This is a genomic window from Paenibacillus oenotherae (assembly GCF_019443105.1).
GTDB lineage: Bacteria > Bacillota > Bacilli > Paenibacillales > Paenibacillaceae > Paenibacillus_Z > Paenibacillus_Z oenotherae.
Genome location: NZ_JAHZIJ010000006.1, coordinates 174,188 through 200,386, shown reverse-complemented (window position 1 = coordinate 200,386; position 26,199 = coordinate 174,188). Strand labels below are relative to the sequence as shown.

27 protein-coding genes are annotated in these 26,199 nt (G+C 52.8%); 26 read left to right on the top strand and 1 reads right to left on the bottom strand.

Annotated elements, in window-relative coordinates:
* The first annotated feature begins 34 nt into the window (after positions 1 to 34).
* A complete protein-coding gene (locus tag K0T92_RS11435) occupies positions 35 to 280 on the top strand; it encodes a hypothetical protein (RefSeq protein ID WP_219872598.1) in 246 nt (81 codons plus the stop codon).
* Positions 281 to 580: 300 nt separating this feature from the next.
* Here K0T92_RS11435 and K0T92_RS11430 read toward each other — a convergent pair whose 3' ends face one another.
* The gene (locus K0T92_RS11430) at positions 581 to 1,345 is read right to left on the bottom strand and encodes a CBM21 domain-containing protein (protein WP_219872597.1); all 765 of its coding nucleotides are present in this window, start codon (positions 1,343 to 1,345) and stop codon (positions 581 to 583) included.
* Positions 1,346 to 1,661: 316 nt separating this feature from the next.
* Between K0T92_RS11430 and K0T92_RS11425 the strand changes: the two genes are divergently transcribed.
* The 25 genes from K0T92_RS11425 (at position 1,662) to K0T92_RS11305 (ending at position 26,121) form a co-directional block, all read left to right on the top strand.
* A complete protein-coding gene (locus K0T92_RS11425; RefSeq protein ID WP_219872596.1) occupies positions 1,662 to 1,853 on the top strand; it encodes a hypothetical protein in 192 nt (63 codons plus the stop codon).
* Positions 1,854 to 2,093: 240 nt separating this feature from the next.
* A complete protein-coding gene (locus K0T92_RS11420; RefSeq protein WP_219872595.1) occupies positions 2,094 to 2,975 on the top strand; it encodes a LysR family transcriptional regulator in 882 nt (293 codons plus the stop codon).
* Between the two features lie 160 nt (positions 2,976 to 3,135).
* Complete coding sequence (locus tag K0T92_RS11415; RefSeq protein ID WP_219872594.1) at positions 3,136 to 3,936, top strand: transporter substrate-binding domain-containing protein; 801 nt, start codon at positions 3,136 to 3,138, stop codon at positions 3,934 to 3,936.
* Between the two features lie 53 nt (positions 3,937 to 3,989).
* Positions 3,990 to 4,775 (top strand): amino acid ABC transporter permease, encoded by a 786-nt coding sequence (locus K0T92_RS11410; protein WP_219872593.1) that lies wholly within the window; start codon positions 3,990 to 3,992, stop codon positions 4,773 to 4,775.
* Positions 4,772 to 5,482, top strand: coding sequence for an amino acid ABC transporter permease (locus K0T92_RS11405; RefSeq protein ID WP_219872592.1), 711 nt, complete (start codon positions 4,772 to 4,774; stop codon positions 5,480 to 5,482). Before K0T92_RS11410 ends, K0T92_RS11405 begins: the two co-directional genes overlap by 4 nt.
* Complete coding sequence (locus K0T92_RS11400; protein WP_219872591.1) at positions 5,479 to 6,231, top strand: amino acid ABC transporter ATP-binding protein; 753 nt, start codon at positions 5,479 to 5,481, stop codon at positions 6,229 to 6,231. The genes K0T92_RS11405 and K0T92_RS11400 overlap by 4 nt, the downstream gene beginning before the upstream one ends.
* Before the next feature lie 19 nt (positions 6,232 to 6,250).
* Positions 6,251 to 7,258: an LLM class flavin-dependent oxidoreductase gene (locus tag K0T92_RS11395; protein ID WP_219872590.1), complete on the top strand. Its 1,008-nt coding sequence runs from the start codon at positions 6,251 to 6,253 to the stop codon at positions 7,256 to 7,258.
* Positions 7,259 to 7,280: 22 nt separating this feature from the next.
* On the top strand, positions 7,281 to 8,447 hold the full coding sequence (locus tag K0T92_RS11390; protein WP_281423140.1) for an amidohydrolase: 1,167 nt from the start codon (positions 7,281 to 7,283) through the stop codon (positions 8,445 to 8,447).
* A gap of 16 nt (positions 8,448 to 8,463) precedes the next feature.
* Complete coding sequence (locus tag K0T92_RS11385; protein WP_219872589.1) at positions 8,464 to 8,958, top strand: DinB family protein; 495 nt, start codon at positions 8,464 to 8,466, stop codon at positions 8,956 to 8,958.
* Between the two features lie 31 nt (positions 8,959 to 8,989).
* A complete protein-coding gene (locus tag K0T92_RS11380) occupies positions 8,990 to 9,535 on the top strand; it encodes a GNAT family N-acetyltransferase (RefSeq protein WP_219872588.1) in 546 nt (181 codons plus the stop codon).
* A complete protein-coding gene (locus tag K0T92_RS11375) occupies positions 9,514 to 10,842 on the top strand; it encodes an LLM class flavin-dependent oxidoreductase (protein WP_219872587.1) in 1,329 nt (442 codons plus the stop codon). The genes K0T92_RS11380 and K0T92_RS11375 overlap by 22 nt, the downstream gene beginning before the upstream one ends.
* A gap of 393 nt (positions 10,843 to 11,235) precedes the next feature.
* A complete protein-coding gene (locus K0T92_RS11370) occupies positions 11,236 to 12,282 on the top strand; it encodes an ABC transporter ATP-binding protein (RefSeq protein ID WP_219872586.1) in 1,047 nt (348 codons plus the stop codon).
* Entirely contained in the window at positions 12,279 to 13,280 is a 1,002-nt protein-coding gene (locus tag K0T92_RS11365) for an ABC transporter ATP-binding protein (RefSeq protein WP_219872585.1), read from the top strand. The genes K0T92_RS11370 and K0T92_RS11365 overlap by 4 nt, the downstream gene beginning before the upstream one ends.
* 32 nt (positions 13,281 to 13,312) lie before the next feature.
* The gene (locus K0T92_RS11360; protein WP_219872584.1) at positions 13,313 to 14,263 is read left to right on the top strand and encodes an ABC transporter permease; all 951 of its coding nucleotides are present in this window, start codon (positions 13,313 to 13,315) and stop codon (positions 14,261 to 14,263) included.
* Between the two features lie 15 nt (positions 14,264 to 14,278).
* A complete protein-coding gene (gene opp4C, locus K0T92_RS11355; protein ID WP_219872583.1) occupies positions 14,279 to 15,199 on the top strand; it encodes an oligopeptide ABC transporter permease in 921 nt (306 codons plus the stop codon).
* Between the two features lie 231 nt (positions 15,200 to 15,430).
* On the top strand, positions 15,431 to 17,107 hold the full coding sequence (locus K0T92_RS11350) for an ABC transporter substrate-binding protein (RefSeq protein ID WP_246628083.1): 1,677 nt from the start codon (positions 15,431 to 15,433) through the stop codon (positions 17,105 to 17,107).
* 71 nt (positions 17,108 to 17,178) lie between these two features.
* Positions 17,179 to 17,352, top strand: a complete 174-nt coding sequence (locus K0T92_RS11345) for a lysine biosynthesis protein LysW (RefSeq protein WP_219872582.1) — start codon at positions 17,179 to 17,181, stop codon at positions 17,350 to 17,352.
* Positions 17,353 to 17,361: 9 nt separating this feature from the next.
* On the top strand, positions 17,362 to 18,258 hold the full coding sequence (locus K0T92_RS11340) for a RimK family alpha-L-glutamate ligase (RefSeq protein ID WP_219872581.1): 897 nt from the start codon (positions 17,362 to 17,364) through the stop codon (positions 18,256 to 18,258).
* A 21-nt stretch (positions 18,259 to 18,279) separates the two neighbouring features.
* A complete protein-coding gene (locus K0T92_RS11335) occupies positions 18,280 to 18,939 on the top strand; it encodes a degT/DnrJ/EryC1/StrS aminotransferase (RefSeq protein WP_219872580.1) in 660 nt (219 codons plus the stop codon).
* Positions 18,936 to 20,261: a DegT/DnrJ/EryC1/StrS aminotransferase family protein gene (locus K0T92_RS11330; protein ID WP_246628082.1), complete on the top strand. Its 1,326-nt coding sequence runs from the start codon at positions 18,936 to 18,938 to the stop codon at positions 20,259 to 20,261. Before K0T92_RS11335 ends, K0T92_RS11330 begins: the two co-directional genes overlap by 4 nt.
* Positions 20,258 to 21,307, top strand: a complete 1,050-nt coding sequence (gene argC, locus K0T92_RS11325; protein WP_219872579.1) for an N-acetyl-gamma-glutamyl-phosphate reductase — start codon at positions 20,258 to 20,260, stop codon at positions 21,305 to 21,307. The genes K0T92_RS11330 and argC overlap by 4 nt, the downstream gene beginning before the upstream one ends.
* Complete coding sequence (locus K0T92_RS11320; RefSeq protein ID WP_219872578.1) at positions 21,307 to 23,157, top strand: M20/M25/M40 family metallo-hydrolase; 1,851 nt, start codon at positions 21,307 to 21,309, stop codon at positions 23,155 to 23,157. Before argC ends, K0T92_RS11320 begins: the two co-directional genes overlap by 1 nt.
* Positions 23,158 to 23,958: a thiamine pyrophosphate-dependent enzyme gene (locus K0T92_RS11315; RefSeq protein WP_219872577.1), complete on the top strand. Its 801-nt coding sequence runs from the start codon at positions 23,158 to 23,160 to the stop codon at positions 23,956 to 23,958. It begins immediately after the preceding gene.
* Positions 23,955 to 24,914, top strand: coding sequence for a transketolase family protein (locus tag K0T92_RS11310; protein ID WP_219872576.1), 960 nt, complete (start codon positions 23,955 to 23,957; stop codon positions 24,912 to 24,914). The genes K0T92_RS11315 and K0T92_RS11310 overlap by 4 nt, the downstream gene beginning before the upstream one ends.
* Entirely contained in the window at positions 24,886 to 26,121 is a 1,236-nt protein-coding gene (locus K0T92_RS11305; protein ID WP_219872575.1) for an MFS transporter, read from the top strand. Before K0T92_RS11310 ends, K0T92_RS11305 begins: the two co-directional genes overlap by 29 nt.
* Positions 26,122 to 26,199: the final 78 nt, after the last annotated feature.

Sequence of the window (26,199 nt, the reverse complement as noted above, 5' to 3'; positions counted from 1 at the left end):
TCAGCTATTATGCCGTAAAATGGGAATATTATGTTTGCTCAAGGACCGGGTGCCTTATCGTAAAGTCGGCTTGGACGATCTAAATTCTGCAACATCGTCGGTGGATTACCCGCACCGCCCCATCGTTCTGGGAGCTGCGCGCGGCTCCAAGCATGTCCCAGTAGCTGACTCCCATCCGGTTGGTAAAGAGCAGGAAGCCTGCATAAGTGCAGGAATTTCGGCTAAAAGAAGCCTTGAGGGCAGAATGCCTGCGAAAGTGCAGGAATATATTGCGGATTAGCAGGATATTGGGCGAACAGGTCGAAATGCCTGTAGTTTGGCAGGTATTTCATCTTCAGACAGACCGAAACGAGAAAAAACCTGCTTTTCAGCAGGAATGTTCGCTGATCATGGAACCACTTACTCTAAACGTAAAAACGGGGCGTCCAGAAGTCAGTTTCACTGACTTCCTGGACAGCCCCGTCTTTTTTATCCGCTAATAGAAACAAATCTGATTAATGACCAGCTGTATGCGTACAATCCCGTCTCTTGGCGGCAATCATGCCGAATGGAGCGAGATTGAACAGCCTGCTAATACGCCTTATGTGGCTGTATAAGTCGCGCCGTAATTGTCATCCACATAGGTGCTGCCGCTTACGGTGTACTCAATCTTGAACTTGACTGTGCTGCCGCTAGGCACGGTGAACGAGTAGTTCCAGTGTTCAGCCGAACCGAAATTGTTGGCTGCTCCGGTGTAGGAGGCAAAGCCGGTTTGTGTCGTAGCCCAGTTATTAGTGGTGTAAAGGATTTTTACCGTCTTGGTAGGAGCCAAATTTTTGACAAGAACACTGCCTCTGAAATTAGTGCTGCTTAATACCTCGCCGAAGCTGCTCAGCACATTCCGTGCACTCAGGATGGTGGAGCCTGGTCCGGAGATGAACGGCTCATTATAGTAATCGGAGCCGCCATTATTGTCATAGTAAGTGGACCCGGAAACGTTATACTCAATATAAAACTTAATGAAGCTGAGACCGTCCAGTTCTGGATGGATATTGTTCAGCCAGCTTGTCGAAACGGTGAAGTTCCATTGCTCATAAGAGCCGCTTGTCGGGCCGACATAGCTTGCATTTGTTGAATACCAGTTGGTATTATCCGTTGTATAATGGACGGTTACTGTCTTGGTAGGAGAGATATTCTCAACTTCGATATCTCCGGAGAATCCGACAGAGCCGAAAGAGCCAAGATACAGGGTGGATTTAATAAGCTTCACTTCATTTCCGGCCGCGAATGCGGAACCGGCGAAAGCCATCCCCATAATCAATGTGAGCATGACAAAACCGGTCAGCAATTTATTCATTGTCTTCATGAAATAATCCTCTCCTCTTTTCAGTTAATGGATTACCAAGCAGATCTGGACATTCGTTACTGACAGCCTCCTTTCTCCTCTTAAAGTAGGTCAGGTATATTGGAAGTATCTAGTTCACGCAAAGGAGAATGTTAAATGAGTAAACTAATTGAAATAATCGCATGTATAGTACTAGGTTTTTTCTCAGGCATATTGCTGAGCGGGAACGGAATTCATTTAAGCGAGAGTGGCCTGCATATTTTACTTGGATGTATATTTTGGGCCCTCATCCTGATTTACCTGAAACTAGGGAGAAAGTAATAGGGCCGTATTTGTGATGTTTATACGTTTCATGAAGAAAGAACAGGAGAGAGCGGAGCAGGGGGGAATGATTCTGGAGAAGCGCCAGCGTTCGCCTTTGTTCCCGGAATTCCACCATCACCAGCCTCAATTCGAGAATTCCGGGAGCAACAGCGATCGTAAGAACATTCCCCTGTGCAGCAGCCTGCTTGTTCTAGCAATCGTTTAACCTCATTAACCTTAGAGGGAATATTAATAATTTCATTGACAGAATTTCTAGAGATGGTAACATAATCTATATATCTCAGTAATAACATAGGAATTATAAGGATTAATCAAAAACCAACCCATAGGACGCGTTTGAAGAACAGACAGGATCGCGTCGACCGGACCACCGGAGACTTCTTATTGCTTCATCATCAGAGGTCTCTTTTTCTTTTGGCAAAAATCAACTACGGGGGTGTTTACAGTGAATCTAGAAAATATCGAGGCGTTCGTTTATATCATTCATTACGGGAGCTTTAATAAAGCCGCAGAAGTTTTATATTTGTCGCAGCCCTCTGTCACCGCCCGAATCCAATCCCTTGAACGGGAGCTTAATTGCAAGCTGTTTGACCGTCTTGGCAAAGGGATACAGATTACGGAGGAAGGCAAGCGCTTCTTACCTTATGCCCAGCAAATCCTTATGATCTATCAGAAAGGGAAGCTGCACATCACGCACAATAAATCGCTGCCCGAGGAGCTGCGAATCGGCTGTACGGCCTCTGTGTCCAATTACACCATCCCGGAATTGATTCCGCGATTGAAGCTTAAATTTCCGCACACCCACTACAAGCTCATAACAGGCACTACGGATGATATTATTGGCAAGGTCGTCAACAATGAGGTGGATATCGGGTTTGTGCGGAATGTGAATCATCCGAACCTGCAATCGATCAAATTCTACGAGGATCCGATCCGCCTCTATGTATATGAAGGACATCCCTTCCTTACAGCAGACAATCTGACGATCGAAGATATTGCCGCACAGCCGCTTGTTTTCTTTGAATGCGGCGCACTCGACTGGCTTAGAGTTCACCGCATATTCGGGAGCCTGGACCGGCCGCCGAACATTCAGTTTCTCTCCGACAACTCCGAAACAGCCAAGAAACTGGTGCTCCAAAAGGCGGGCATCAGCTTTCTTCCCAGCTTGAGCGTGAGGGAGGAAACCCGCAACGGCAGACTGGTGCCCATTCGGATGGCTGAGACGGAAGGGATTACGCTGCAGACCAACATTGTCTCCACTCCCGGCAAGCATCATTCGTTTCTGGAATCAATTCTGGAGATCGGGAAGATGCTTCCAGCCCAGTAGAAGCTTCGATCAATCATTTGGATAAACATATAGATTTTATCTATTATGGAATGGATTGACCCGGCGAGAAGCCGAGTGATAAAGTTAGGTCAGCCTTAATTCTTACTTATCCAGTAGGAATTATGAGTTATAAAAATATAGAAAAATGGAGGAAATCATCTTGAGAAAATTTACCGTAATCGCATTAGTACTTACCCTGGGGGTCATCGCATCGGGTTGCGGATCGAACACCACTGCGAGCACATCGGAAGGGGTCAAAAAGGTTATTGTCGGCACGGGGAACGACTTCGAGCAAGTCGCCTTCCTTGATGAGAACGGGAAGCTGACTGGCTATGACGTGGAGGTCATTAAAGAGATTGATAAGCGGCTGACCGAATATGAATTTGAGTTTCAAACGATGGACTTCTCCAATATTTTGCTCAGTCTGGAGACGAAGAAGATTGATCTGGCAGCTCATTTATTCGAGAAAAACCCGGAACGCGAGCAAAAGTTTTCGTTCAACAAAGAGCCTTATGCCTATTGGCGGAACAAAATCATCGTCGCATCAGACAACAATGATCCGGTCAAGACGCTGGACGATCTGAAAGGAAAAAAAGTGCTGATAGGCCCGACCAGCGCCCAGGCCCAGATTCTTGAAAATTATAACAAAGAGCATGCCGACGGCATTGATATCGTGTACCAGCAGAACGACGCTAATGACGAGGTTCTTCAGGTGTCATCCGGACGTGTGTATGCAACGCTCGGGGCTGACTTTCTCCTGCCGATCAAGGACCCCCAAGGCAAGCTCAAAACGGTAGGCGACCCGCTTAACGAAGGGAATATTCTGTATGTATTCCGCAAGGATGATGAGGAGTCACAGAAGCTTGCCGATGCTGTCGATACGACCATTAAAGCGCTGAAAGCGGACGGTACGCTGGCTAAGCTCAGCACGGATTGGCTCGGTCAGGACTTTTCGAAATAAACAGGAAACAGTCGGTGTGAGACGATGTCCTGCCAGAGAGGTGAGACCGGAAGATGGGTCAACATCAATTTGAAATCTCCTATGTATTTGAATACTTAGTGAAGCTGCTGCCATCCTTGAAGATTACGCTTCTTATTGTATTCAGCTCGATTCTGATCGGGGCTGCTGTCGGGCTTCTTGTGGCGCTGCCCCGGCTCTACCGCATTCCAGTTCTGCAGCGGCTTTCGGGGATCTATGTTTCCTTCTTCAGAGGAACTCCGATCCTCATCCAGCTATTTCTATTCTATTATGGCATGCCGGAAATGCTGAAGCTCATCGGGATTGATGTTTCCAGAACATCAGCCTTATATTTCGTCATCCTGACGTATTCCCTGCACAGCGGGGCTTATATTTCCGAACTGATTCGCGGAGCAGTAGCGGCGGTGGACCGGGGGCAAGTCGAAGCTGCCTATGCGATGGGGATGAGCGGTTACCAGGCATTCAGCCGCATCGTGCTGCCGCAGGCGCTGGCTATTTCGATTCCCGTATTCGCTAATCTCGTCATTGGCAATTTGAAGGATACGTCGCTTGCCTTTTCGCTCGGCATTATGGAGATGTCGGGAACAGCAAGGACGATAAGCGCATTGTCGCAGCGGTTTGTAGAAATTTATATCGCGCTTGCCATTCTCTATCTATTGATCAGCTTGGCGCTTCAGAAGCTGTTTGTCCGCCTCGAAAGGCATCTGTTCCGTCATGAACCAGCTGCGGCCGCAGCGAAGAGGGAGCCGCGGGGCAAAAGAACCTTCTTCCGCAAATTCGGATCGGTAACTGACATACCGGGCAAGGAGGCCAGATTATGAATATCGATCTGCCGTTTATCTGGGAATCGCTGGTTGAGCTGTTGACTGCGATTCCGACAACGCTGGCGATTACAGCTGTATCCATGCTGTGCGGCTTGGCGATTGGAACCGTGGTCGCGCTGATCAGAATGTATAAAGTGCCCGTCCTTCATTCTGTCGCCGCTTCCTATGTCACCTTTATTCGCGGAACGCCGATGCTGACTCATTTGCTGCTCATTTACTTCGGCCTCCCCTTAATCGTTGACGCGTTGTCTGCCCAGTTCGGGTGGCCGTTTCGTTCGGTCAACATTCCGATGATCACCTTCGCTTATATTTCGTTCTCCATTACAGCTGGAGCATACTTGTCGGAAGTCGTCCGATCCGGCTTGCAGGCGGTTGATAAGGGGCAGATTGAGGCCGCTTATTCCATTGGGATGACGACGCGGCAAGCGATAAGCCGCATCGTATTTCCCCAGGCCTTCGCAATTCTATTGCCCAGCTTGTCGAACAGCACGATCAGCATGCTGCACGGTTCTACGCTGGTGTTCACCGTTTCTGTCGTCGATATCAATGCCAAATCGCAAATTATCGCGTCATCGAATTGGAAGTTTTTCGAAGCCTATATCGCTGCTGCGGCCATCTACTGGGGGTTAACAATCCTCATCGAACGGTTGACCGCCATAGTGGAGAAACGCATCAATATTTATAACCGGGGTGGCGTGACATGATCAAGCTGACGCAAATCAAGAAATCCTATGGACGCCATCAAGTGCTGAAAGGCATTGATCTGACCGTCGAGAAGGGGGAGGTCGTGGCGATACTTGGCCCCAGCGGCTCGGGCAAAACGACTCTGCTTCGCTGCATGAACTATCTGGAGCGGCCGAGTGAAGGCGAGATTACAATTGATGGGTTCACCGTCAACTGCAAGCGCCCAAGCAAGTCGGATATTCATTCTCTGCGCAAGCAGTCCGCAATGGTGTTCCAGCAGTACAACCTCTTCCGCCACAAAACCGCATTGGAAAATGTCATGGAAGGCCTTGTCGTCGTTCAAAAGGTTCCGAAGGAGCAGGCGCGCAAACGAAGCATCGAGCTGCTGGAGAAGGTGGGCCTTGGCAGCAAGCTCGACGCTTACCCGAGCCAGCTGTCCGGCGGTCAGCAGCAGCGGGTCGGCATCGCGCGGGCGCTTGCGCTCAATCCGAAAGTTATTTTGTTCGACGAGCCGACCTCCTCGCTTGATCCGGAGCTTGTCGGGGAGGTGCTGTCCGTCATCCGCAAGATCGCCAGGGAAGGCATCACCATGATCATCGTTACGCATGAGATGAGTTTTGCCCAGGAAGTGGCGGGCCATGTGATCTTCATTGACGATGGCATGATTGTGGAGAGGGGGACGCCGAATGAGCTCTTTAATTCTCCCAAGGAGGAGCGGACGAAGCAATTTCTGAAGCGGTACACCCCCGACGGCGTTTATTCCATCTAATCGTTAGGAGCGTATAGTCATGGCATTGAAATTCGGAATATTGGATCAAAGCATCGTATTCCCCGGACAGACTGCCGCAGAAGCGCTGCACAATACGGTCAAGCTTGCCCAGCTCGCGGAATCGCTCGGCTATGAGCGATTCTGGGTGTCGGAGCATCACGATTCCCTTCAATATGCAGGCTCATCGCCGGAGGTTCTGATTGCGTATTTGCTCGCGCAAACCGAGCGGATCCGCATCGGCTCAGGCGGCGTCATGCTGCAGCATTACAGTCCTTATAAAGTAGCGGAGAACTTCAATGTGCTGGCTTCCTTGGCTCCCGGACGGGTCGATCTGGGCATCGGCCGTGCGCCTGGCGGATTGCCGCGTTCCACCAGAGCGCTGCAGCCGTCGGCGGATACCGGGAAGCTTGAGGAGAAGCTCGCTGAGGTGGAGGCGCTTCTGCTCGGACCCGCGGATGATGCGCATCGACTAGCCGGGTTGAAGGCGAGCCCGCTGCCCCGGCAGCCGGCAGACATTTATTTGCTTGGCACAAGTGTATCCAGTGCGGAGCTGGCTGCTGAGAGAGGTCTTCCGTATGTGTTTGCCTTATTCATTAATAATGATCCGGCAGCGGCACTTCAAGCTTTCGAGACGTATCGAAGAAAGTTCAACGGGGATCGGGGGACGGAGCCTAAGTCCATTCTTGCTCTATCCGTCATCGCTGCGGATACGGAGGAGGAGGCGGTGGAGCTGGCTGGCGATCTCAAGAGCGTCAGAGTTACACTGGCCAGCGGCAAAACCGTGAATGTCGGATCGGTGGAGCAGGCGGAGGAATTCGCCAGACAGGCTGGGGAGTCCTATACCTCTGAGGTGCGCAGCGCCGACATTACGAAGGGTACGAAGGAAACCGCCCGTGAGCGGATACTGGAATATAAGGAGCGTTACGGAGTAGACGAGTTTATCTTCACGACGGTTATTAGCGATTTCGACAAGAGGGTGCATTCCTTTACTCTGATTAAGGAAGCATTCGCGGAGCTTGCCGTATAAGAAGGAAAGGAGGAATGATGCGATGGCTTCCTTGCAGGCAGAAGCATTCGAGCGGCAGTTGGTCGCCATCCGGCGGCAGCTGCACGAGAATCCCGAGCTGTCCCATGAGGAATATGAAACATCGGCTTCGATTCGGGGCTGGCTTGCGGATGCTGGCATTCGGATCGTGGATTATAATCTTCGCACTGGTGTGATCGCAGAGGTAGGCGGAGCCCATGGCGGGCCGATTATTGCCATTCGCGCGGATATCGACGCCCTGCCGATCCAGGAGGAAACAGGCTTGCCATACGCCTCCCGCGTTCCGGGCAGGATGCATGCCTGCGGCCACGATTTCCATACGGCAGCTATTCTCGGCGCAGCTTTGCTGTTGAAGGAAAGGGAGCAGGAGCTGCCGGGAACGGTCAGATTTCTGTTCCAGCCTGCTGAGGAAAAGGCGCAGGGCGCTGTGCAGGTCATTGCCAGCGGGGCGCTGGAGGGTGTGCGGGCTGTATTCGGCATGCACAATAAACCGGATCTGCCGGTTGGGACAATCGGCATTAAAGCAGGGCCAATTATGGCGGCGGCAGATGGATTCGCCGTCGAGGTAGAAGGACGCGGCAGCCATGCCGCCGTTCCGGAGGCCGGGCTTGATCCCATCGTTATTGCTGCCCACATGGTTACGGCTTTGCAGTCCATCGTAAGCCGCAATGTAGGCGCACTCGAAAGCGCCGTCGTCAGCGTAACCCGATTAAATAGCGGAACGGCCTGGAATGTCATTCCCGATAAAGCTGTGTTTGACGGCACGTTGCGCACGTTCGACGAAGGCGTCCGGGTCAAGGTAAGGGACAGATTCGATAGAATCATCGCCGGAGTGGCGGAAGCCTTTGAATCCAGGGCAGCGGTAAGGTGGATTGCAGGACCGCATGCAGTTATTAATGATGCAGCATGGGCGCAGCAAGCCCGTCATACAGCGGAATCGATCGGGCTCACCGTCGTAGAGCCGGTCCCTTCACCTGCTGGCGAGGATTTTGCCTTTTATCTCAAGGAAGCGCCCGGATTGTTCGTTTTCCTTGGCACTGGAGGGCCAAAAGAGTGGCATCATCCTGCTTTTGATGTGGATGAGCGGGCATTGCCCCTTGGCGCTTCGTTCTTCGCCGCACTTGCCCAGGATGCTTTGGAACGCTTGACAGAGGAGTCCAACCGAAAATAAAGGTGGAGGTTAAGAGATGAGTCAATCGCCTGTCGATATTGCGTTATATCTGCAAACGCATGGACAGCTGTCTCAAGCAGTCGAAGGACTGCCGGAGGAGACACTGAAATGGAAGGCTGCGCCGAATCAATGGAGTGTGACGGAAGTGCTAGCCCATCTGGCCGATCATAACATAGTCGTTTCATTCCGTATTCGAGAGATTTTATCCCGCTCCGAGGCACGTCTTCCCGCCTTCAGCCAAGACCCTTGGGTGGATGGCCAGAGGGCGAATGAAGGGAATGCTGCCGATATTCTGAATGCGTTTGGAGCACTGCTGCACTACAACAGCCTGCTCTTCCAGCGCTTGACGCCGGAGGATTGGGAGAAGACCGGTGTCAACTGGAAGGGTGATACGGTCTCACTTGCTGCTATTATTCATGCTTTTATCGCTCATGTCCAAGTCCATCTGGCGCAAATCGCAAGAATCAAGCAGGGAGAAAGCGGACTGCATCATTCGAGCTGCACACTTTGAAAGAACCTTTCACGGGAAGCAGGTGCCCATTATGCCGGGTAAAGCAATCGTCGTCCGCGATGCGGCCGATCATGATCGTGAAGCGATTGAAGCCGTACTTCTTGAGGCGTACAGCCAATATGAGCTGCTGCTGCCTGCAGAACGATGGGAGCAGTACAAGATCGATATTGTCAAAGCCACAACCAGTGCCGCTGTGAAAGCACGGCTCGTTGCCGAGCTGGACGGGGCAATTGTCGGCAGCGTATTTCTGTATGCTTCATCCGAGGCGGCTTACGGGCTGCCGGAGTTGAGCATCAACACCCCCATTATGCGCCTGCTTGCCGTAGCCAAGGGAGCCAGAGGCCGCGGGGTTGCAACGGAGCTTATCCGTGCAAGCGTCAGCAGGTCGCGGCATTGGGGAGCGGATACGCTGCATCTCCATACAACCGACCTGATGGAGTCCGCAATAAGGCTATATGAGCGCCTTGGCTTCGAACGGGCGACCGACAAGGATTTGATCAAGGGCGATTCGGTGGTAAAGAGCTATCGGCTTCATTTGAAGGAGGAGGAATACAGATGGGCAATCGGAAACAGGTGAAGTTCGGCGCTTTGATTCACGGAGTAGGCGGAACAGCAACGGCATGGCGGCATCCGGAGGTTCCTGTTGATGCGAGCGTTAACTTTTCCTTCTATAGAGAGCAGGCTTTGACGGCGGAAGCGGGGAAATTCGATCTCGTCTTTATCGCTGATGGGTTGTACATTAACGAGAAGTCGATTCCGCATTTTCTGAACCGGTTCGAGCCGATTACAATTCTGTCCGCGCTTGCCGCTGCAACCTCAAGAATCGGTCTTGTCGGCACATTGTCCAGCTCTTATAGCGAGCCGTTCACCGTAGCCAGACAATTCGGCTCCATAGATCAGATCAGCGGTGGGCGAGCAGGCTGGAACGTTGTAACCTCGCCCCTCGAAGGCTCAGCCAAAAATTACAGCAAAAGCGGGCACCCGTCTCACGACGAGCGCTATAAGATCGCGGAAGAGCATTTGGAGGTTGTTCGCGGTCTGTGGGACTCCTGGGAGGACGATGCCTTCATCCGCGATAAAGAAACGGGTGTCTTCTTCGACCGGGAGAAGCTTCACCGCTTGAACCACAAGGGCCAATACTTCTCGGTGGAAGGCCCGCTCAATATTGCGCGTTCCAAGCAGGGACATCCGGTCATCTTTCAGGCCGGATCATCCGAGAGCGGGCGGACTCTCGCAGCCAAAAGCGCGGATGCGGTCTTCTCGGGAGACGATAATATTGAAGAGGCCAAGCTATTCTATAAGGATGTCAAAGACCGCGCCGCAGCCGCTGGCCGCTCCCGCGATGATATCGTCATCCTTCCGGGCATCAGCCCGATAATCGGCCGCACTCAGGAAGAAGCCGACTCGAAATATGAGGAGCTCGCGAGCCTGATCAGCATTGACATAGCGCTGCAATATCTCGGCCGCTTCTTCGACCACCACGACTTCTCCCAATATCCCCTTGATGAGCCGTTTCCCGACCTGGGCGAGATCGGAAGCAACAGCTTCCGCGGCAACACCGATAAAATCAAGAGAAAAGCGAAGGAGCATAACCTTACGCTGCGCCAGGTTGCACTGCAATCCGCCGCGCCGCGCAGCCAGTTCGTCGGCAGTCCGGAGAGAATCGCCGACCTTATCCAGCGGTGGCATGAGGAGGGCGCAGCTGACGGTTTCATTATTCATGCGCCGATCCCGAGCGCGCTGAAGGATTTTGTCGAGCTGGTCGTGCCGATTCTGCAGGAGCGCGGCATATACCGGAGAGAGTACGAAGCGGACACGCTTCGCGGCAATTTGGGGCTGCCGATTCCGGCAAACCGCCATGCAGCGGTTAAACTGAATAGTTGATCAGCTCTTATGGCCGCTGAGCATATATCTGACGAATCGGACGATATATGCTCAGCGGCTTTTTCTATAGAGAAGGAACAATAGAGCGAAGCAGGGGGAATGATTCTGGAGAAGCGTCAGCGTTCGCCTTTGTTCCCGGAATTCCACCATAACCATCCTCAATTCAAGAATTCCGGGAATAACAGCGATCGTAAGAACATTCCCCTGCGCAGCGGACCCATTGTTCACTAGCGGAGAAATATTCTATTTGATAATAGATTTATTCTATTATTCAAACGGTACAGGTTCAGGTATGCTGAATGTAGAGTTAAAGTTTATTAAACACATAGGAATTATATGATATAGGTTCGAAAGTCGAGGTTGGACATTCCTTGTGAAAGCAGGTGAGCGAGAATGGCACAGCTATTGGAGGTGGATCGTTTACAGGTTGCCTTCCGAACGGATCAGGGAGCACTCATTTCTGTTGATGAAGTCAGCTTCACTCTCGGGTCGGGTGAGACAATCGCCATTGTCGGCGAATCGGGCTGCGGCAAGAGTGTGACCTCTCTATCCATTATGGGGCTGCTCGGAAAGAATGGTTCTGTTACGCAAGGCGAGATCCGGTTCAACGGCTCCACATTAACAGGCGGCTCCGGCAATCTGCTTCGCAGGCTGCGCGGCAGTGAGATCGCGATGATATTCCAGGAACCGATGACGTCTCTGAATCCGGTTATCCCGATCGGTGAGCAGATTGAAGAGAGCATTCGACTTCACTTGAAACGATCCCGCAAGGAAGCGAAGGCTATGGCGGTTGCGATGTTAAGGAAGGTTGGCATTCCAAGGGCAGAAGCCATTATGAAGGAATATCCGCATGAGCTGTCGGGCGGCATGCGTCAACGGGTGATGATTGCGATGGCGCTGGCATGCAATCCGAAGCTGCTCATCGCGGATGAGCCGACAACAGCACTCGACGTCACCATCCAAGCGCAGATCCTTGAGCTAATGAAGCAATTGCAGCTGGAGAACGGTACTGCGATTCTATTTGTCACACATGACTTGGGCGTGGTCGCTGATATGGCGGATCAAGTCATCGTCATGTATGCGGGGCAAGTGGTTGAAGCGGCGGATGTATTCACACTATTCCGTGCTCCGCAGCATCCCTACACGCAAGGACTGATGAAGTCGGTTCCGCGTCTCGATCAAGACAGCAGGGAGCGGCTGCGCGCTATCCCGGGAGCGGTTCCTGCGCTGCAGGAGATGCCTTCAGGCTGCCGGTTTCATCCCCGCTGTCTGCATGCTGTAGAGCGCTGTATTCAGGAGCAGCCGGAGCTTATCTCTGCCGGGGAGGGACATTCCGTGCGCTGCTGGTTGACGGCAGTGCCCGGCAATGGGAGCAGCATCGGCAGGACGGGCAGCGTTGAACGAACGCTCGTGGAAGCTGCATCCGGGGTTTCGATATGACACCGCAGGCAGCTGAAGATCAAGGGCACAGTCGGCAGCAGCTTCTGCAAGTTGAACGATTGAAGACATATTACCCTGTCCGCAGCGGCGTATTCGGGAATGCGAGAAAGCACATTAGAGCTGTGGATGATGTCACTCTGACGCTGCATGAAGGGGAAACTCTAGGTCTGGTTGGCGAATCGGGCTGCGGCAAATCGACGATGGGCCGCACCATTATGCGGCTTGAACATCCAAGCGCGGGGCGCATCCTATTTGAGAATGAAGATATTACGCAATACTCGCAGCGTCAGTTAAAGCCGCTGCGAACCCGAATGCAAATGATTTTCCAGGATCCTTATGCTTCGTTGAATCCGAGAATCCGGATTTTCGATGCGCTGGCGGAGCCGTTAATCGTTCACAAGCTCGCAGAGCGCAGTGAAGTACAGCGGGAAGTTAATGCTTTGCTTCATCTGGTCGGATTGCCGCACTCGGCGGGAGCGAGATATCCGCATGAATTCTCGGGCGGGCAGCGTCAGCGCATCGGCATCGCCAGAGCCATCCTGTTCCGGCCGAAGCTGATCGTCTGCGATGAGCCCGTATCTGCGCTCGACGTTTCAATTCAAGCGCAAATTCTCAATCTGCTGCAGGATCTGCAGGCTGAGCTGAAGCTCACGTATCTATTTATCTCTCACGGCATTGGCGCAGTGAAACAGATCAGTACAAGAATCGCTGTCATGTACTTGGGGCGAATTGTGGAGCTGGCCCGGACCGAGCAGCTGTTCCGCCAGCCTAAGCATCCGTATACGGAGCTCCTGTTGAACGCCTATCCGCCGCCTGATCCGACACTTCGATCACGCAAAAAAATGATGCTGCACGGCGATGTGCCGAGCTCTGCGGATCCGCCGAGGGGCTGCCGGTTTCACCCCCGTTGTCCCTATGTGCAGGAGCGATGCCGTCAGGAGGAGCCTCTGCTGACAGAAGGCGAGCATGCTGCGGCATGCCACTATCCACTAGCGTAACGCGGGGACGGAATAAGGAGGGAGCGCACATAATGGGCAACTACATTGCTCGCAGGCTGCTGATTGCTGTTCCTGTATTTTTCGGAATTACGCTGCTGAGCTTCCTGCTCATGAACATGGCTCCGGGCAATCCCGTAGACATGCTGATCAACCCGAATATTCCCCAAGAAATGCTGGAGCTGAAGCGGGAGCAGCTAGGTCTGAATGATCCGCTCTATATGCAGTATGTGAGATGGCTCGGGGGATTGCTCAGAGGCGAGCTTGGTTATTCCTTCAGCAGCTTCGCCCCTGTCTCACAGCTGATCGGCGAGCGGATCGGACCCACGCTGCTGCTGGCAGTCTCGTCCCTGCTTATAGGGATATTAATCGCCATTCCTATTGGAGTCATTAGCGCGGTCTATCAGAATTCCAGATTGGATTATGTGATGACGGGGCTTTCATTTCTCGGTACGTCGGTGCCGCCGTTCTTTTTGGGGCTTGGACTGATCTACTTGATGGGGATTGAACTGAAATGGCTGCCTACAGGGGGGATAACAACGCTTGGGGGAACGGGAGGTATAGGCGACATCATCAGCCATATGATTCTTCCAGTTGCCGTTATGGGCGTGACGATTGCGGGGAAAAAGGTGCGATATATTCGGGCCAGCATGGTGGATGTGCTTCATCAGGATTATTTGCGCACGGCCCGGGCGAAGGGGCTGAGTGAATTCAGGGTGACGGCCAAGCATGCGCTGCGCAATGCGCTCATTCCGATCATTGCCGTTATAGGTGCGGAAATCCCGCTGCTGCTCGGCGGCAGCATCATTATCGAGCAAGTCTTCCAGTGGCCGGGCATCGGTCAATTAACGATGGAGGCGATTCTGTCCAGGGACTATCCAACGTTAATGGGGTTAAATATCGCAGCCGCCTGCATCGTGCTTACGACAAATTTAATAACGGACATTATGTATGCGGCGGTTGATCCGCGTATTTCATACCGCTGACAGGAGGACGGAAGGATGTCTGCTACAGGAATGCCATGGAGGGGTGATGCCGCCGCCTCAGAGACGGGACAAGAGCATGAGCAGCCGCTCCCTGGAATCGAGCATTATGCGAGGCAAGTAAGGCGCAAGTTCTTCAAGCACAAGCTCGCGGCATGGGGACTCATTACGACCTTGCTGCTGATCGGTATCGGCCTGCTGGCACCATGGCTGGCACCGAATTCGCCCAATGAGATCACGGATGTGTTCGCAGCTTCTCCGTCGCTGGCGCATTGGCTGGGTACTGATGGGGTCGGGCGGGACGTATTAAGCCGCTTGATCTATGGAACAAGAGTATCGCTGATCATCGGATTTGCTACGGTGGCGCTGTATGTTGCATTCGGCACGATCATCGGCCTGCTGGCCGGATACTATGGCAGATGGTTCGATATGGTGCTGATGCGCATCACCGATATCTTCTTGAGCTTTCCGTATATGATTATCGTCCTGGTCATGGTCAGCATACTGGGTGCTAACATCTCGACCATCATAATCGTCCTTGCCCTGTTCAAATGGCCCGCCATTGCGATGCTTGTCCGGGGAAGTGTGCTGTCGATCAAGGAGATGGATTATGTCCGGGCAGGTGTGGCACTGGGGTACAGCACCCCGCGAGTTATGTTCCGGCATATTCTGCCCAATGCCTTGAGCCCCATCATTGTGAACGCTACGTTTGGTGTTGCCAGCACGATTCTTAGCGAAGCGGGCCTCAGCTTTCTGGGCATGGGGGTCACCTCACCGCAAGCAAGCCTTGGCAATATGCTGCATGACGCGCAGTCATTAACCGTCTTGACGGAACAGCAATGGTTGTGGCTGCCAGCCGGATTTATCATTCTTCTTACGGTTCTGGCATTTAATTTTGTCGGCGATGGGCTTAGGGATGCGCTGGATGCGCGGAGCTAGCTGAAATGAACAAGCTGGCTGCTGCGCAGGGATGGCTGAAGAGAACAAGCCGCCGCTGCGCATGGGAATGTTCTTACGATCGCTGTTGTTCCCGGAATTGTTGAATTTATGCTTAATGGTGAAATTCCAGGAACAAAGGCGAACGCTACGCTTCTCCAGAATCATTCCCCCGCTTCGCTCCACTGTTCGTTCACTAAACTTATTTAAATAGAAAAAAGGGAGAGAAGAGCAATGAAACCATACCTGCGATTTTATGCGTTTGTACTGTTAATGATTTTCACTTTGTTCTTGTCCGCTTGCACGGAATCGAATGAGCCGATTGTGGATGCAACGGGCAAGGATACTGGGCAAGCAAAAGAAACGATAGCTGTGAATGAACCAACAGACAACGTCGCCCAAGCGAAAAAAACGTTAACGATCGGGATCGTTAATGCCCCGGTTACTTTGAATCAGATCAATACGCAGGATAATTCGGCTTCACTGGCCCCCATTCAATTGCTCAATGATGCTCTGCTCGATGTGACGGATTCGGCGCAATTCGTACCTAAGCTGGCGGAATCCATCGAGACGACGGACAAACAGACGTACCGCATCAAGCTCAAATCAAATGCCAAGTGGAATGATGGAACGCCCTTCACAACGGCAGATGTGGCGTTCACTTTAAAGCTCGCCCTGCACCCCAAGGTGGATACGTCTTTCAAGCTCCAATTCATAGAGGGATTGAATGATTTCGGAAAGCTGGACGAAGGGGTTGCGGATATTTCGGGACTCAAGATTATCGATCAGGCCACCTTCGAGATTAAGACCAAGACGCCGATTGATCCGTTAGTGTTCAATGAGCGGTTCGGCGTGAAGGTCAATTTCCTGCCAGAGCATATTTTGAAGGACGTTAATCCGGAGCAGCTGTCCACCCACGAATATTTTCAGAAACCGACGGTGACGATTGGTCCATACAAATTCGCAAGCTATGAGAAAGGCCAGTATGTAGAGGTGGCGAAGAACGACAATTATTATCTCGACGTCCCCAAGATCGACAATATCTTTATCAAGGTGCTTCCTGCCGCGAATCTGGTGGCACAGCTGCAGACGGGTGAGATTGGGATGAACTCTCTGCCGGTCGGTCTTGTCCCGATTACGGATTACGATAAGGTGAAGGGCTTTGCGAATGTGAATGTTACTTCGGCGCCAGCATCTGAACCTGCCGAGCTGTTCTTCAATATTGAGAAGCTGCCCGACAAGCGGGTTCGCCAGGCGATCGCACACGCGTTGAATCGTCCGCTGATCGTCGAACAGTTGCTGAAGGGGCAAGCCGAAATTATTGACGGCGGCGTTCCAAGCTCGCATCCTTACTTTAATAAAGACATCAAGCCGTATGATTATGATCCCGAAAAAGCAAAGCAGCTTCTGCAAGAAGCTGGCTGGGACCCGGGCCGCAAGCTTGTTTTTCTGATCCCGGTTGGGAACAAGGTGCGTGAGCAGGCAGCCGATATTCTGGTGCAAAACCTGGAATCCGTAGGGATTGAAATCCATGTTCAGAAATTCGATTTCCCTACATTAATAGATAAGGTCGAGAAAGGCGAGCATGACATTACGATTTTTACAAGGGATTACTACATCGAGCCCAGCCTCTATTTCACTACCTACAAGAGCGATGAACCGGACAGTGTCATTCGATACAACAATCCAGTGGTCGATGAGCTGATCCAAAGAGGAGAGCAGGAAATCGATGAGGCCAAGCGCCACGAGATCTACAACCAATTGCAGGAGGTGCTGCATGATGAGGTGCCGACGCTGGCAGTCTATTCAGAGAAACGGCTGCAGGTGGTAGCGAACAATGTGCTCGTAGGCAAGCCGCTGAATCTGGGAACGTTCAACAATGTGAATCAATGGGATTTGGCAGCAAAGTAAGGGCAGGTTATAAGGGATTTATTCCGTTATAATATATCGTTTCATCCAATTAATCAGGAGGTGCAGGAACAATGGCAGAGTTAAATTGTCTCGTATGCAAGTCGGAAATCGAAGTGGAAGAGCGCGCAACTACAGGTGAAATCGTGGAATGTGATTCTTGCGGTCAAGAACACGAAGTTCAAGTTGAATCCCATCTTGTCACGATTGCTCTGGCTCCGGAAATAGAAGAAACTTGGGGAGAGTAGGGACTGATTATGGATCAGAATAACGCTATATTATTGTGTGTGACCAAGCTGCGGGAGGAAGAGCAGCGGATTGTCGACCATCTGGCCGATCTGGGGATCGAAGTGCAAGTGAATCTGGATTCCATGGAATTGCCTCTGGGGATCTCTGATGATCAGCCCTATGGTGTTGCCCTCATCCGTTGCCTTTCTCAGAAAAACGCGCTCAGTCGAACCCAACTGCTCCAGCTGGCCGGCGTGGACACGTTGAATTCGGCGAAGGCCATTACGATTTGTACGAATAAGATCCATCAAGCGATTGTGTTTGAAAAGCACGGGGTTCCCCAGCCCCGGTTCAAAGTAGCCTTCACACCCGGCAAGCTGTTCCAGGCGATGGAGGAATTCGGGGAATTATGCGTGATTAAGCCGGCAACATCATCATGGGGAAGGGGAATTGCCAGAATTACGGGAAAGGAATGTCTGGAGGGCTGGATAGCAGCACGGGAATCTGTAGATCCGGGACATCAGTCGTTTCCTGTGCTGGTGCAGGAATATGTGGAGAAGGGGGATTATGACATTCGCGTCGTCATTGTCGGACGCACTCCGATTGTCGCTTTTCGCCGGGTTTCGGCAGAGAATTGGAAGACGAATACGCATTTGGGCGCAGAGATCGAGCCGCTGCCTATTAATGAAGAGATTGCATCCATTTGCGGGCGGCTGGTAGATGTGCTCGGTGAAGGCATCTATGGAGCGGACTTGTTTTTTGATTACAAGCAGCTGCGTTATGTCGTGTGTGAGGTGAATCAGAACCCTGAATTTGCTAAATCGTGGAAGGTTCATGGCGTCGATGTCGCCTATCATATTGCGGAATATGTGAAAGAGGTGCTCGTTCGAAAAAACAGGGTTAACGTGACGGTTAATTCCAAGTAAACAGGGAGGTGCAATATAAGAATGAGTGAAACGTTAACGAAGCCGGAAGCCGTTATTGGCAAGGAGCATTATTTCTCCTTATCGTTCGTATTGTCCCGCGTTCTGAATTCAGGGGTCATTATGAGCATTGAGAAGAATGATCATGAATTAAAGGGACTGGAGAAAAGTATAGCCAAGCTTACAAAAACAAAATACGTTTCCTTATTCAATAGCTACACAGGTGCGATTCACGGCGCATTGTGGGGACAGGATATTCGCTATGGAGACTCCACACGGCTGGATCAACCCAGTGATCAGGAGAGGAAGTTTCTTCATTGGCTGGGCATTGCGCTCGCATCTGATTCGCATCTGAAACAGGCCTATACGTCTATAGAGGTGAACGCTGACAACCTGGAACGGTTGAATCAACTCGTTCTCGGGGCCAGCGGCCGCGCTCCTGTGCTCATTCTGGACTTTACGGGATTAGGCTTCGGGCCTGTTGCCGCCATTGCCTCCAATGACGAGAAGATATGGAAAAAGGCGGAGAGGCTGAAGATTTTCGGCGCCTTCGACCTCCAGACGATGTGGACCCAGGAAGAGAGCGAGCCGGAGCTGCAGCCTGCGGCTCAGTTCAACTACAGGCTGAGCCCGCTTGTGGCTGCATGTGTGAAAATATCGCTGCTGAGGAGGAAGCCGTCATGATAAAGACCGATTTTATCCGCAAGCCGCTCCCGCTGCCTTCAGAGAGCTGGACACGGGATCCGTTAGCCTTTCATGGCGGACCGTCTGTTATTGCCGAGGATGTCAGGAAGACTAATTTCCCGATCATTACGAAAGAAGACATCATTCAGATGCTCGTCTCGATTCAGCAGGATGGCGATACGGTGGTGGATGAGTTCACGGAAGCGTACCGCAAGTATGTAGGAGCCAACTATGCGATTGCGACGGCTAGCGGAACCGCGAGCCTGCATCTCGCGCTAGCAGGCGCTGGCGTACAGCCGGGGGATGAGGTTATTGTGCCTGCTTTTACGTTCATTGCAACCGCCCAGGCGGTTGTCGCTGCCAAAGCGATCCCGATCTTCGTCGATATCGACCCGGTTACGTATTGTCTGGATCCTGTCCAGGCGGAACGTGCGATCACGAGCAAGACGAAGGCGATTATGCCTGTCCATGTGCATGGACTGCCAGCTGATCTGCCTGCATTGAGACAGCTTGCGGACAAACATTCGCTCCGTCTCGTGGAGGATGCCTCGCATGCGCATTCGGCTTCCATTCACGGCCAGCTGGCAGGCTCGATCGGCGATAGCGCGGGCCAAAGCTTGATGGCAGACAAAAATTTCATGGTCGGCGGAGAAGGCGGCATCGCTTTTTTCAAGGAGAAGGAGGATTATGAGCGTGCGCTTCGGTTTCTTGATTCATCGGGAATTGATTACCGCATGTCATGGATTGCTGCCGCCTTCGGCCTCAGCCAGCTCGACCGTCTGCCGTATTATGATGCGATTCGGGCGCGGAATGCCGAGTACTTGACCAACGCGCTGGCAGAGACGAAGCTGTTCAGCGGGCCTTTCGTGCCCGAGGGCTACCGTCACAGCTACAATATGTACCGTATCAAGCTGTCGCCGGAGCGGCTTGGGCTTGAGGATCTGGAGGATTACCGGGTGAAGGATGCTGTACAGCAGCTGATCAATCTTGAAGGGGTATACGCCAGAGAGTGGCAGAATGTGCCGATTCCGGGCCATCTCCCCTTCAAGAACCGCAGGGGCTTCGGGAACGGCTATCCGTTTACGCTGTCGGACCGGAAAGACTTTGGTTACGATCTCAATCAGTTCCCTGTGACACTGAACATGCTGCGGGGCAGCCTGACGATCTGCAGAGAGCTGAGAACGCCGATTGAGTATGAGCGGATTCAAGCCTATGCTCTGGCATTCAAGAAAATCGATGCGAACCCGCATATTATTCGTGAGCTGGCAGAGCAGGGCAGCAGCGCCAGAATTCCTTATGAAAGAGATGCCAGATTAGGATGAGCATAACGGATCAACGAAGACGGGTAGCCATTCTGGGCGGCAGCGGGTTCACTGGCGCAGAATTATACCGATTGTTGGGCAGACACCCCCATTTTGAGGTCGATTTTGTATCATCCGAATCGAAGGCGGGCTTTCCCGTTGATAAGTTCTATATCGGGTCGGTTCACAAGAAGAAGCCCAGTTCGCTGAAGTTCAATAAAACGGCCGAATTGGATGGGCATTACGATGCCATCTTCTCATGCTTGCCCACGGGCACACTGCCCAAGATTATCAGGCAGGTGTCGGAGCATGCCGACTATATCTTCAATGTTAGCGGGGATTACCGCATATCCGATCCCGAGCTGTTGAAGCAGCATTATCCAGAGACATTGCTGAATGCCTTCGATGGTGGCTGGCATTACTATGTGCCGGAATTCAGCAGAATCGATCCTTCGGTGAAGGTGGTCAATCTGCCCGGATGCATGGCGGTAGCGACATTGTATACGCTCTATCCGCTCGTCGCGCATGATTTAATTGAAGACCGTGTAGTGACAGACGCCAAGACGGGCTCCAGCGGCGGCGGCAAATCGACGACCGAGCATCATGCGGAGCGCTCCCATAACTTTCGAGCCTACAAGGTTCATGGACATCGGCACAAGCCGGAGGTGGAGCATGCGCTGGCGCTTCATTTGGACCGTTCGGTGAGCCTGCAATTCTCGGTCTATAGTCTGGATTTGCCAAGGGGGATTATGGCCACTTCCTATTCGCTGCTGAAGGAGCATGTGACAGCGGTAGATGTGAAGAAAGCATTCTACAGCAGCTATGCATCCAAGCCCTTTCTTCACTATTTCAACTCAGGGAATGGCTCGCCGATGATCAAAACGGTCGTGGGAACGAACTACGCCGAGATTGGCGCCTATGTGGAAGGGCGGAATTGCGTATCGCTTGCAACAATCGATAATTTGATTAAAGGGGCTGCGGGCCAAGCGATTCAGGCTGCCAACCTTTATTTCGGCTATCCCGAGGATGCGGGGCTGCAATTTGCAGGTGAAGGAGCGTGGCCTTGATGAGCAGCAGCAGAAGCCTATATGTCATCAAGCTCGGCAGCAGCACCATTGTGAATCATCCCCGGATTTTCGCGGAAATAAGTGCGATCGTCAAAAGAGGGGGCAGCGTGCTGCTCGTAGCGGGCGGGGCGGAAGCGATCCGGCAGAAGTATGAATCGATTGCGCGCGAGATGCCCTTTCTCACTTTGCCGTCAGGCGATGAGGTGCGATACTGCTCGCCCGAGGAGATTCCTTATATCCGTGCAGCGTACCATGAGAACATTCTGGCGCCAGTCGTCAGCCATTTGAAGGATTACGGGCTATCCGTCTACGCCAAGCTCGGCGGGGATCACGGACTTGTGAAGGGACAGAAGGCGAAGCCGATCAAGGCAGTCAGAGACGGGAAGACGGTCATCGTCCGGGACTCCTTGTTCGGCGGCTTTACGGGCAGCCATGCCGAATTTCTGAAGTCTGCGCTGGCCGCTTTCGATGTCGTATGTCTGACACCCCCGATCTGGGATCCAGAGCTGGAGTCGTATATTAACATTGATGCGGATGTGCTGGCTGCGCACTTGGCCGTCGAGCTGGAGGCGCATCATTTGCGCTTCGTTACCGGTACGGCTGGTCTGCTGCACGATATTCGCGATCCGCATTCCACGATAGGGGATGTGTACACAGGTGATGAGCTTGGCTCCGTTCAAGGACGGATGAAGCAGAAGGTGCGGGCCGCACGGCTAGCGATTGAACAAGGCGTCTGCGACGTGAATATATCCGGGCCTCATACGCTTGAGGAGGGAGGAAAGACGTGGTTCTGGCATGCGGAGCGGGAGCTTGGGGCATTCGAGCTGCTGAATAAGGCGGCGCGAATTCCTTCTGTCTCGGGGGATGAGCATGAGCTGGCGCATTTTTTATTGGATGCGGTGAAATATCCGTCAGTTGCAGGGAAGGTCGATGATGCCGGCAACATCGTATTCCGCAAGGGAAACGGCCCCCATACGCTGCTGCTGCTGGGCCATATTGACACAGTGCCGCATGTATGGCCTGTCCGCACCGATCCAGATGGTCTCACGGGCAGAGGTGTCGTGGATGCGAAGGGATGCTTCATCAATTTCGTTCACATGCTGGAGGAGGTTGATGTGCCGGAGCATGGCTCTCTTCTCGTTATCGGCGCTGTCGAAGAAGAAATATCGTCATCCAAGGGGGCGTATTTCGTCCGGGACAACTACAAGGCGGATGCGGTCATCATCGGCGAGCCCAGCGGCGAGGAAAGCTTGACACTTGGCTACTACGGATTGTTCAAGCTGCACATTACGGTTCATCGGGCACAGGAGCATACCGCAGCCAAGGACAGCATAAGCGTCATTGACGAGCTGTACCGCATTGTGGAAGACATTCGTCAGCGGGTCCGGGATGTTGATCCTCAATCGTTGTCCTCGCTCATCGATATTGGGCATCGCAATGAGAAGGGATACCTGACGGTGAGAGGAACGCTTAATTTCAGAATATCTCCGGAGGCTGGCAATCATTACAGGGATAAGCTCGACCTTGCATTCGGAGAGGGAGTAACAATTGAGGTTGTACGCGAGACACCGGGATTCGCCAATCCGCGCTCGGACAGCCTGGTCAAAGCATTTGTCCGCAGCTTCACGAAGCACGGGAAGGCGATCCGCTATATTAAGAAACGCGGGACGAGCGATATGAATACGCTGGCGACTGCATGGAGCAGCGTCCCCATGGTGGCCTATGGCCCCGGGGATTCCAGCCTGGATCATACGAATGAAGAATACCTCCATCATCGGGAGGTTGTGTCGTCGCGAGCCATTCTAAAGGAAGCCGTGGACGAATGGTTCCGGCTGCGAACGGAGGAGTAGATGGAGCAGACCGTAGCTGTCCAAGGTATACACATTCCCTTGCTTGTCGAAAAGGCAAGAGAAGCGCGAAAATTAATTATCGATATGGCGGCCACACCTACCGGATGCCATATTGGCGGAAGCCTCTCGGTCATTGATCTGTTGATTGGCGCATATGCGAAGCATCATCAAGATCCCGATACAGCCATCGTACTGAGCAAAGGGCATGCGGCAGCGGCATTATATGCGGCTCTGCATGTATACGGGATCATACCCGATAATCCTGCAGAAAGCTATGGAGCGGAGGGCTCCCTGTTCACGGGACATCCCAACCATAAGCTGCCCGGCATTCCCTTCGCGACGGGGAGTCTCGGGCATGGCATTCCTTATGCGGCAGGGTGGGCGCTGGCGCAGAAGCTGAAGGGTTCGAACGGATTAGGCATTGTAATCGGCGGGGATGGAGAGCTGCAGGAAGGGCTGTGCTGGGAGACCGCCCAGATCGCCCAGGCCCGGATGCTCAACAATTTTGTCTATATCGTCGATTGCAACGGGGGACAGAATGACGGCTATGTCCATGACATATCCCCGATCCGCAACCTGCGCCAGCGTTTTGAAGCCTTCGGATTCGTGGTCAGAGAAATTGACGGTCATGCGATGGAGGATATCCTTGCCGCGATCGAGCCCGATCCTGGGGGGCCGGTCGCCATTCTGGCGAATACCGTCAAAGGCAAGGGCGTAAGCGCGATCGAGGGCAATCCGGAAGCGCATTATGTGAAGATACCGGAGAAGCTGGCCCTTAGATGGAAGGTGAGTCTATCATGACGAAGTCAGGGAGAGATGCTTACAGGGATGAGCTTGCGAAGCTCGCGTCCCGCAATGAGCACATTATATGCATGGAAGCCGATCTGGGCGGCAAAAACCATCCTTTCGGGCAGGAGCACCCCCAGCGGTTTTTTAATATCGGCATTGCGGAATTGGCAGGCATTGATATAGCAGCGGGTCTTGCCGAAGCGGGCTATGTTCCGTTCTTCTCGACCTTCGCTTCCTTTGCCGCCCTGCGAGCTGCCGAGAGCATCAAGCTGACGATGGGATACATGGGCAAAAATGTGAAGGTCGTCGCGGCTTACGGCGGCGTGTCCGGCGGCTGGTTCGGCACAACACATCATACATTGGAGGATATAGCTGTCATCCAGTCCTTCCAGAACATCCGCATCGCCTGTCCCCATGGCGAATGGGAGACACGAAGAGTGGTACAGGAGGCTGCGGCTTCGGACGAACCCTATTACATCCGGCTGTCCAGGAATGATGCGTTCGACAGCTTGCCCCGGGATGAGGAGGGGAGCTGCCGCGATATCCTTGTGGAAGGCGGGGCGCCAGGCGGCGGCCGAGCGCCGTTGTGCCTCATCTCTGTGGGCGAGCAAGCGACCGAGCTGTGCAAGCGGATCGTACAGGAGGAGGACTCCCTTGTTCACGCCCATCTCTGTTATATCGATATTCAAAGCCTGCAGTCTTATACCGGGCAGCTGACCGCCTTGTCGGACCGGTTCCTTGTCGTGGAGGAGCATCGCGCAACCGGAAGTACAGCGTCCTATCTGGCGCTATTATTGCCGAGGCATGAGATCTATTCGCATCATTGCGGCGAGCATTGGCCGATCTATGGAGGGACGCACACCGAGGTGCTGACCTATTTGGGCTTTGGCTACGAATCGTTGCAGAAGCAAATTCAAGAGATACGGGGAGGTACGGCGGATGATCTTCAGCGTGCTAAAACCGTATAACTTCCGCCATTATTTCGTCGCGGATATCGTTTCCGGGTTCGGGGTAGGGATGAGCACCATTGGCGCGAATTGGTACTTGATGGATCAGACAGGTTCTCTGACAGCCGTCGGGTTCATGCTGTCATTGAATGTTATTGCGGGGTTTCTTATCTCCGCCTTTGCCGGCCCCCTGATTGATAAGTGGAATCGAAAGACAATCATTCTGTGGGCCAATGGCATACGGGCCATTGCGCTTGCTCTGATCGCGGGCGCTTTTCTATGGACGGGATTCCGAATCGAGTATCTGTATGCCTTCGCTATTATTAACGGCATGGGCTGGACGGTGTATATGTCGGCCTCGCGAAGCTTGGTCCAGGAGCTTCTGCCGGAGAGGGATCTCATTCATGGAAATTCCTTGATTGAGATCAGCCTGCAGGTAGGCATGTTCGTAGCGGGAGCGCTTGCGGGCCTTTTATTCAAATATACCGGCTTCGAGCTGATTCTCTTGCTTAACGCGCTTGCCTTTATCGTAAGCAGCTTCTTCCTCAGCCGGATTCGCCATACGCCGATTGCGGTTGACAATGAGGGCGAGCCTTTCTTCGAAACGTTCAAGAATGGAATCCGCTACCTGGCGGAACGCCCTTATATTTTCCTGCTGGGTGTCGTTTCGATTATTCCCCTTGTGTCTACGATGGTGTACAACGTTGTACTCCCCGGGTATGTAAGCACTGCTGTGAACGGAGATTCTGTCGTATTCGGATTGTCGGATATGTTCTACGGCATCGGGGCGCTGTTGTCCGGATTTATTGCGGCCCCCTTGGCGAAGAAGCTCACGCAGAACGGAACGATTGTGTTGTTCTACCTGATCTCGGTATTGACCCTGGCGGCTGTTGCGTTCAACACGCTGATCCTCATCCTGTATGTCGGCAGCGCGCTGATTGGTCTGACCAATTCGTCGCTGCGCATTCTGATTACAACAAGGCTGATGGAGTCGGTCTCCAAAGCTTATATGGGGCGCTCGACCTCGGTCTGGATGGCCATATCATTGCTCCTGCAGACCGTCTCGGCCACAGGGCTCGGCGTCGTGATCGACCGCTATTCGCCAGGGCTGGGCTTCGTCTGCATGAGCGGCTTGATGCTCATCGGACTTGTCGTGTACTACGTGCTGAACAGCAGGGAGCCGCGGCAGAAAGTGCTGGAAGCATCTGGGGTTGCTCACAAACATTGAGCTGGTAATTGCGAAGAAGGTTTGCTCCGCAAACCCGAGCTAATGCTTACGAAGAAGGTTTGCTCCGCAAACCCGAGC

Bases quoted from the DNA above. Each gene is read 5' to 3' on its own strand.
- K0T92_RS11430 (WP_219872597.1), bottom strand. From the start codon at position 1,345: ATGAAGACAATGAATAAATTGCTGACCGGTTTTGTCATGCTCACATTG.
- K0T92_RS11425 (WP_219872596.1), top strand. From the start codon at position 1,662: ATGTTTATACGTTTCATGAAGAAAGAACAGGAGAGAGCGGAGCAGGGG.
- K0T92_RS11410 (WP_219872593.1), top strand. From the start codon at position 3,990: ATGGGTCAACATCAATTTGAAATCTCCTATGTATTTGAATACTTAGTG.
- K0T92_RS11405 (WP_219872592.1), top strand. From the start codon at position 4,772: ATGAATATCGATCTGCCGTTTATCTGGGAATCGCTGGTTGAGCTGTTG.
- K0T92_RS11400 (WP_219872591.1), top strand. From the start codon at position 5,479: ATGATCAAGCTGACGCAAATCAAGAAATCCTATGGACGCCATCAAGTG.
- K0T92_RS11395 (WP_219872590.1), top strand. From the start codon at position 6,251: ATGGCATTGAAATTCGGAATATTGGATCAAAGCATCGTATTCCCCGGA.
- K0T92_RS11390 (WP_281423140.1), top strand. From the start codon at position 7,281: ATGGCTTCCTTGCAGGCAGAAGCATTCGAGCGGCAGTTGGTCGCCATC.
- K0T92_RS11385 (WP_219872589.1), top strand. From the start codon at position 8,464: ATGAGTCAATCGCCTGTCGATATTGCGTTATATCTGCAAACGCATGGA.
- K0T92_RS11380 (WP_219872588.1), top strand. From the start codon at position 8,990: ATGCCGGGTAAAGCAATCGTCGTCCGCGATGCGGCCGATCATGATCGT.
- K0T92_RS11375 (WP_219872587.1), top strand. From the start codon at position 9,514: ATGGGCAATCGGAAACAGGTGAAGTTCGGCGCTTTGATTCACGGAGTA.
- K0T92_RS11370 (WP_219872586.1), top strand. From the start codon at position 11,236: ATGGCACAGCTATTGGAGGTGGATCGTTTACAGGTTGCCTTCCGAACG.
- K0T92_RS11365 (WP_219872585.1), top strand. From the start codon at position 12,279: ATGACACCGCAGGCAGCTGAAGATCAAGGGCACAGTCGGCAGCAGCTT.
- K0T92_RS11360 (WP_219872584.1), top strand. From the start codon at position 13,313: ATGGGCAACTACATTGCTCGCAGGCTGCTGATTGCTGTTCCTGTATTT.
- opp4C (WP_219872583.1), top strand. From the start codon at position 14,279: ATGTCTGCTACAGGAATGCCATGGAGGGGTGATGCCGCCGCCTCAGAG.
- K0T92_RS11350 (WP_246628083.1), top strand. From the start codon at position 15,431: ATGAAACCATACCTGCGATTTTATGCGTTTGTACTGTTAATGATTTTC.
- K0T92_RS11345 (WP_219872582.1), top strand. From the start codon at position 17,179: ATGGCAGAGTTAAATTGTCTCGTATGCAAGTCGGAAATCGAAGTGGAA.
- K0T92_RS11340 (WP_219872581.1), top strand. From the start codon at position 17,362: ATGGATCAGAATAACGCTATATTATTGTGTGTGACCAAGCTGCGGGAG.
- K0T92_RS11335 (WP_219872580.1), top strand. From the start codon at position 18,280: ATGAGTGAAACGTTAACGAAGCCGGAAGCCGTTATTGGCAAGGAGCAT.
- K0T92_RS11330 (WP_246628082.1), top strand. From the start codon at position 18,936: ATGATAAAGACCGATTTTATCCGCAAGCCGCTCCCGCTGCCTTCAGAG.
- argC (WP_219872579.1), top strand. From the start codon at position 20,258: ATGAGCATAACGGATCAACGAAGACGGGTAGCCATTCTGGGCGGCAGC.
- K0T92_RS11320 (WP_219872578.1), top strand. From the start codon at position 21,307: ATGAGCAGCAGCAGAAGCCTATATGTCATCAAGCTCGGCAGCAGCACC.
- K0T92_RS11315 (WP_219872577.1), top strand. From the start codon at position 23,158: ATGGAGCAGACCGTAGCTGTCCAAGGTATACACATTCCCTTGCTTGTC.
- K0T92_RS11310 (WP_219872576.1), top strand. From the start codon at position 23,955: ATGACGAAGTCAGGGAGAGATGCTTACAGGGATGAGCTTGCGAAGCTC.
- K0T92_RS11305 (WP_219872575.1), top strand. From the start codon at position 24,886: ATGATCTTCAGCGTGCTAAAACCGTATAACTTCCGCCATTATTTCGTC.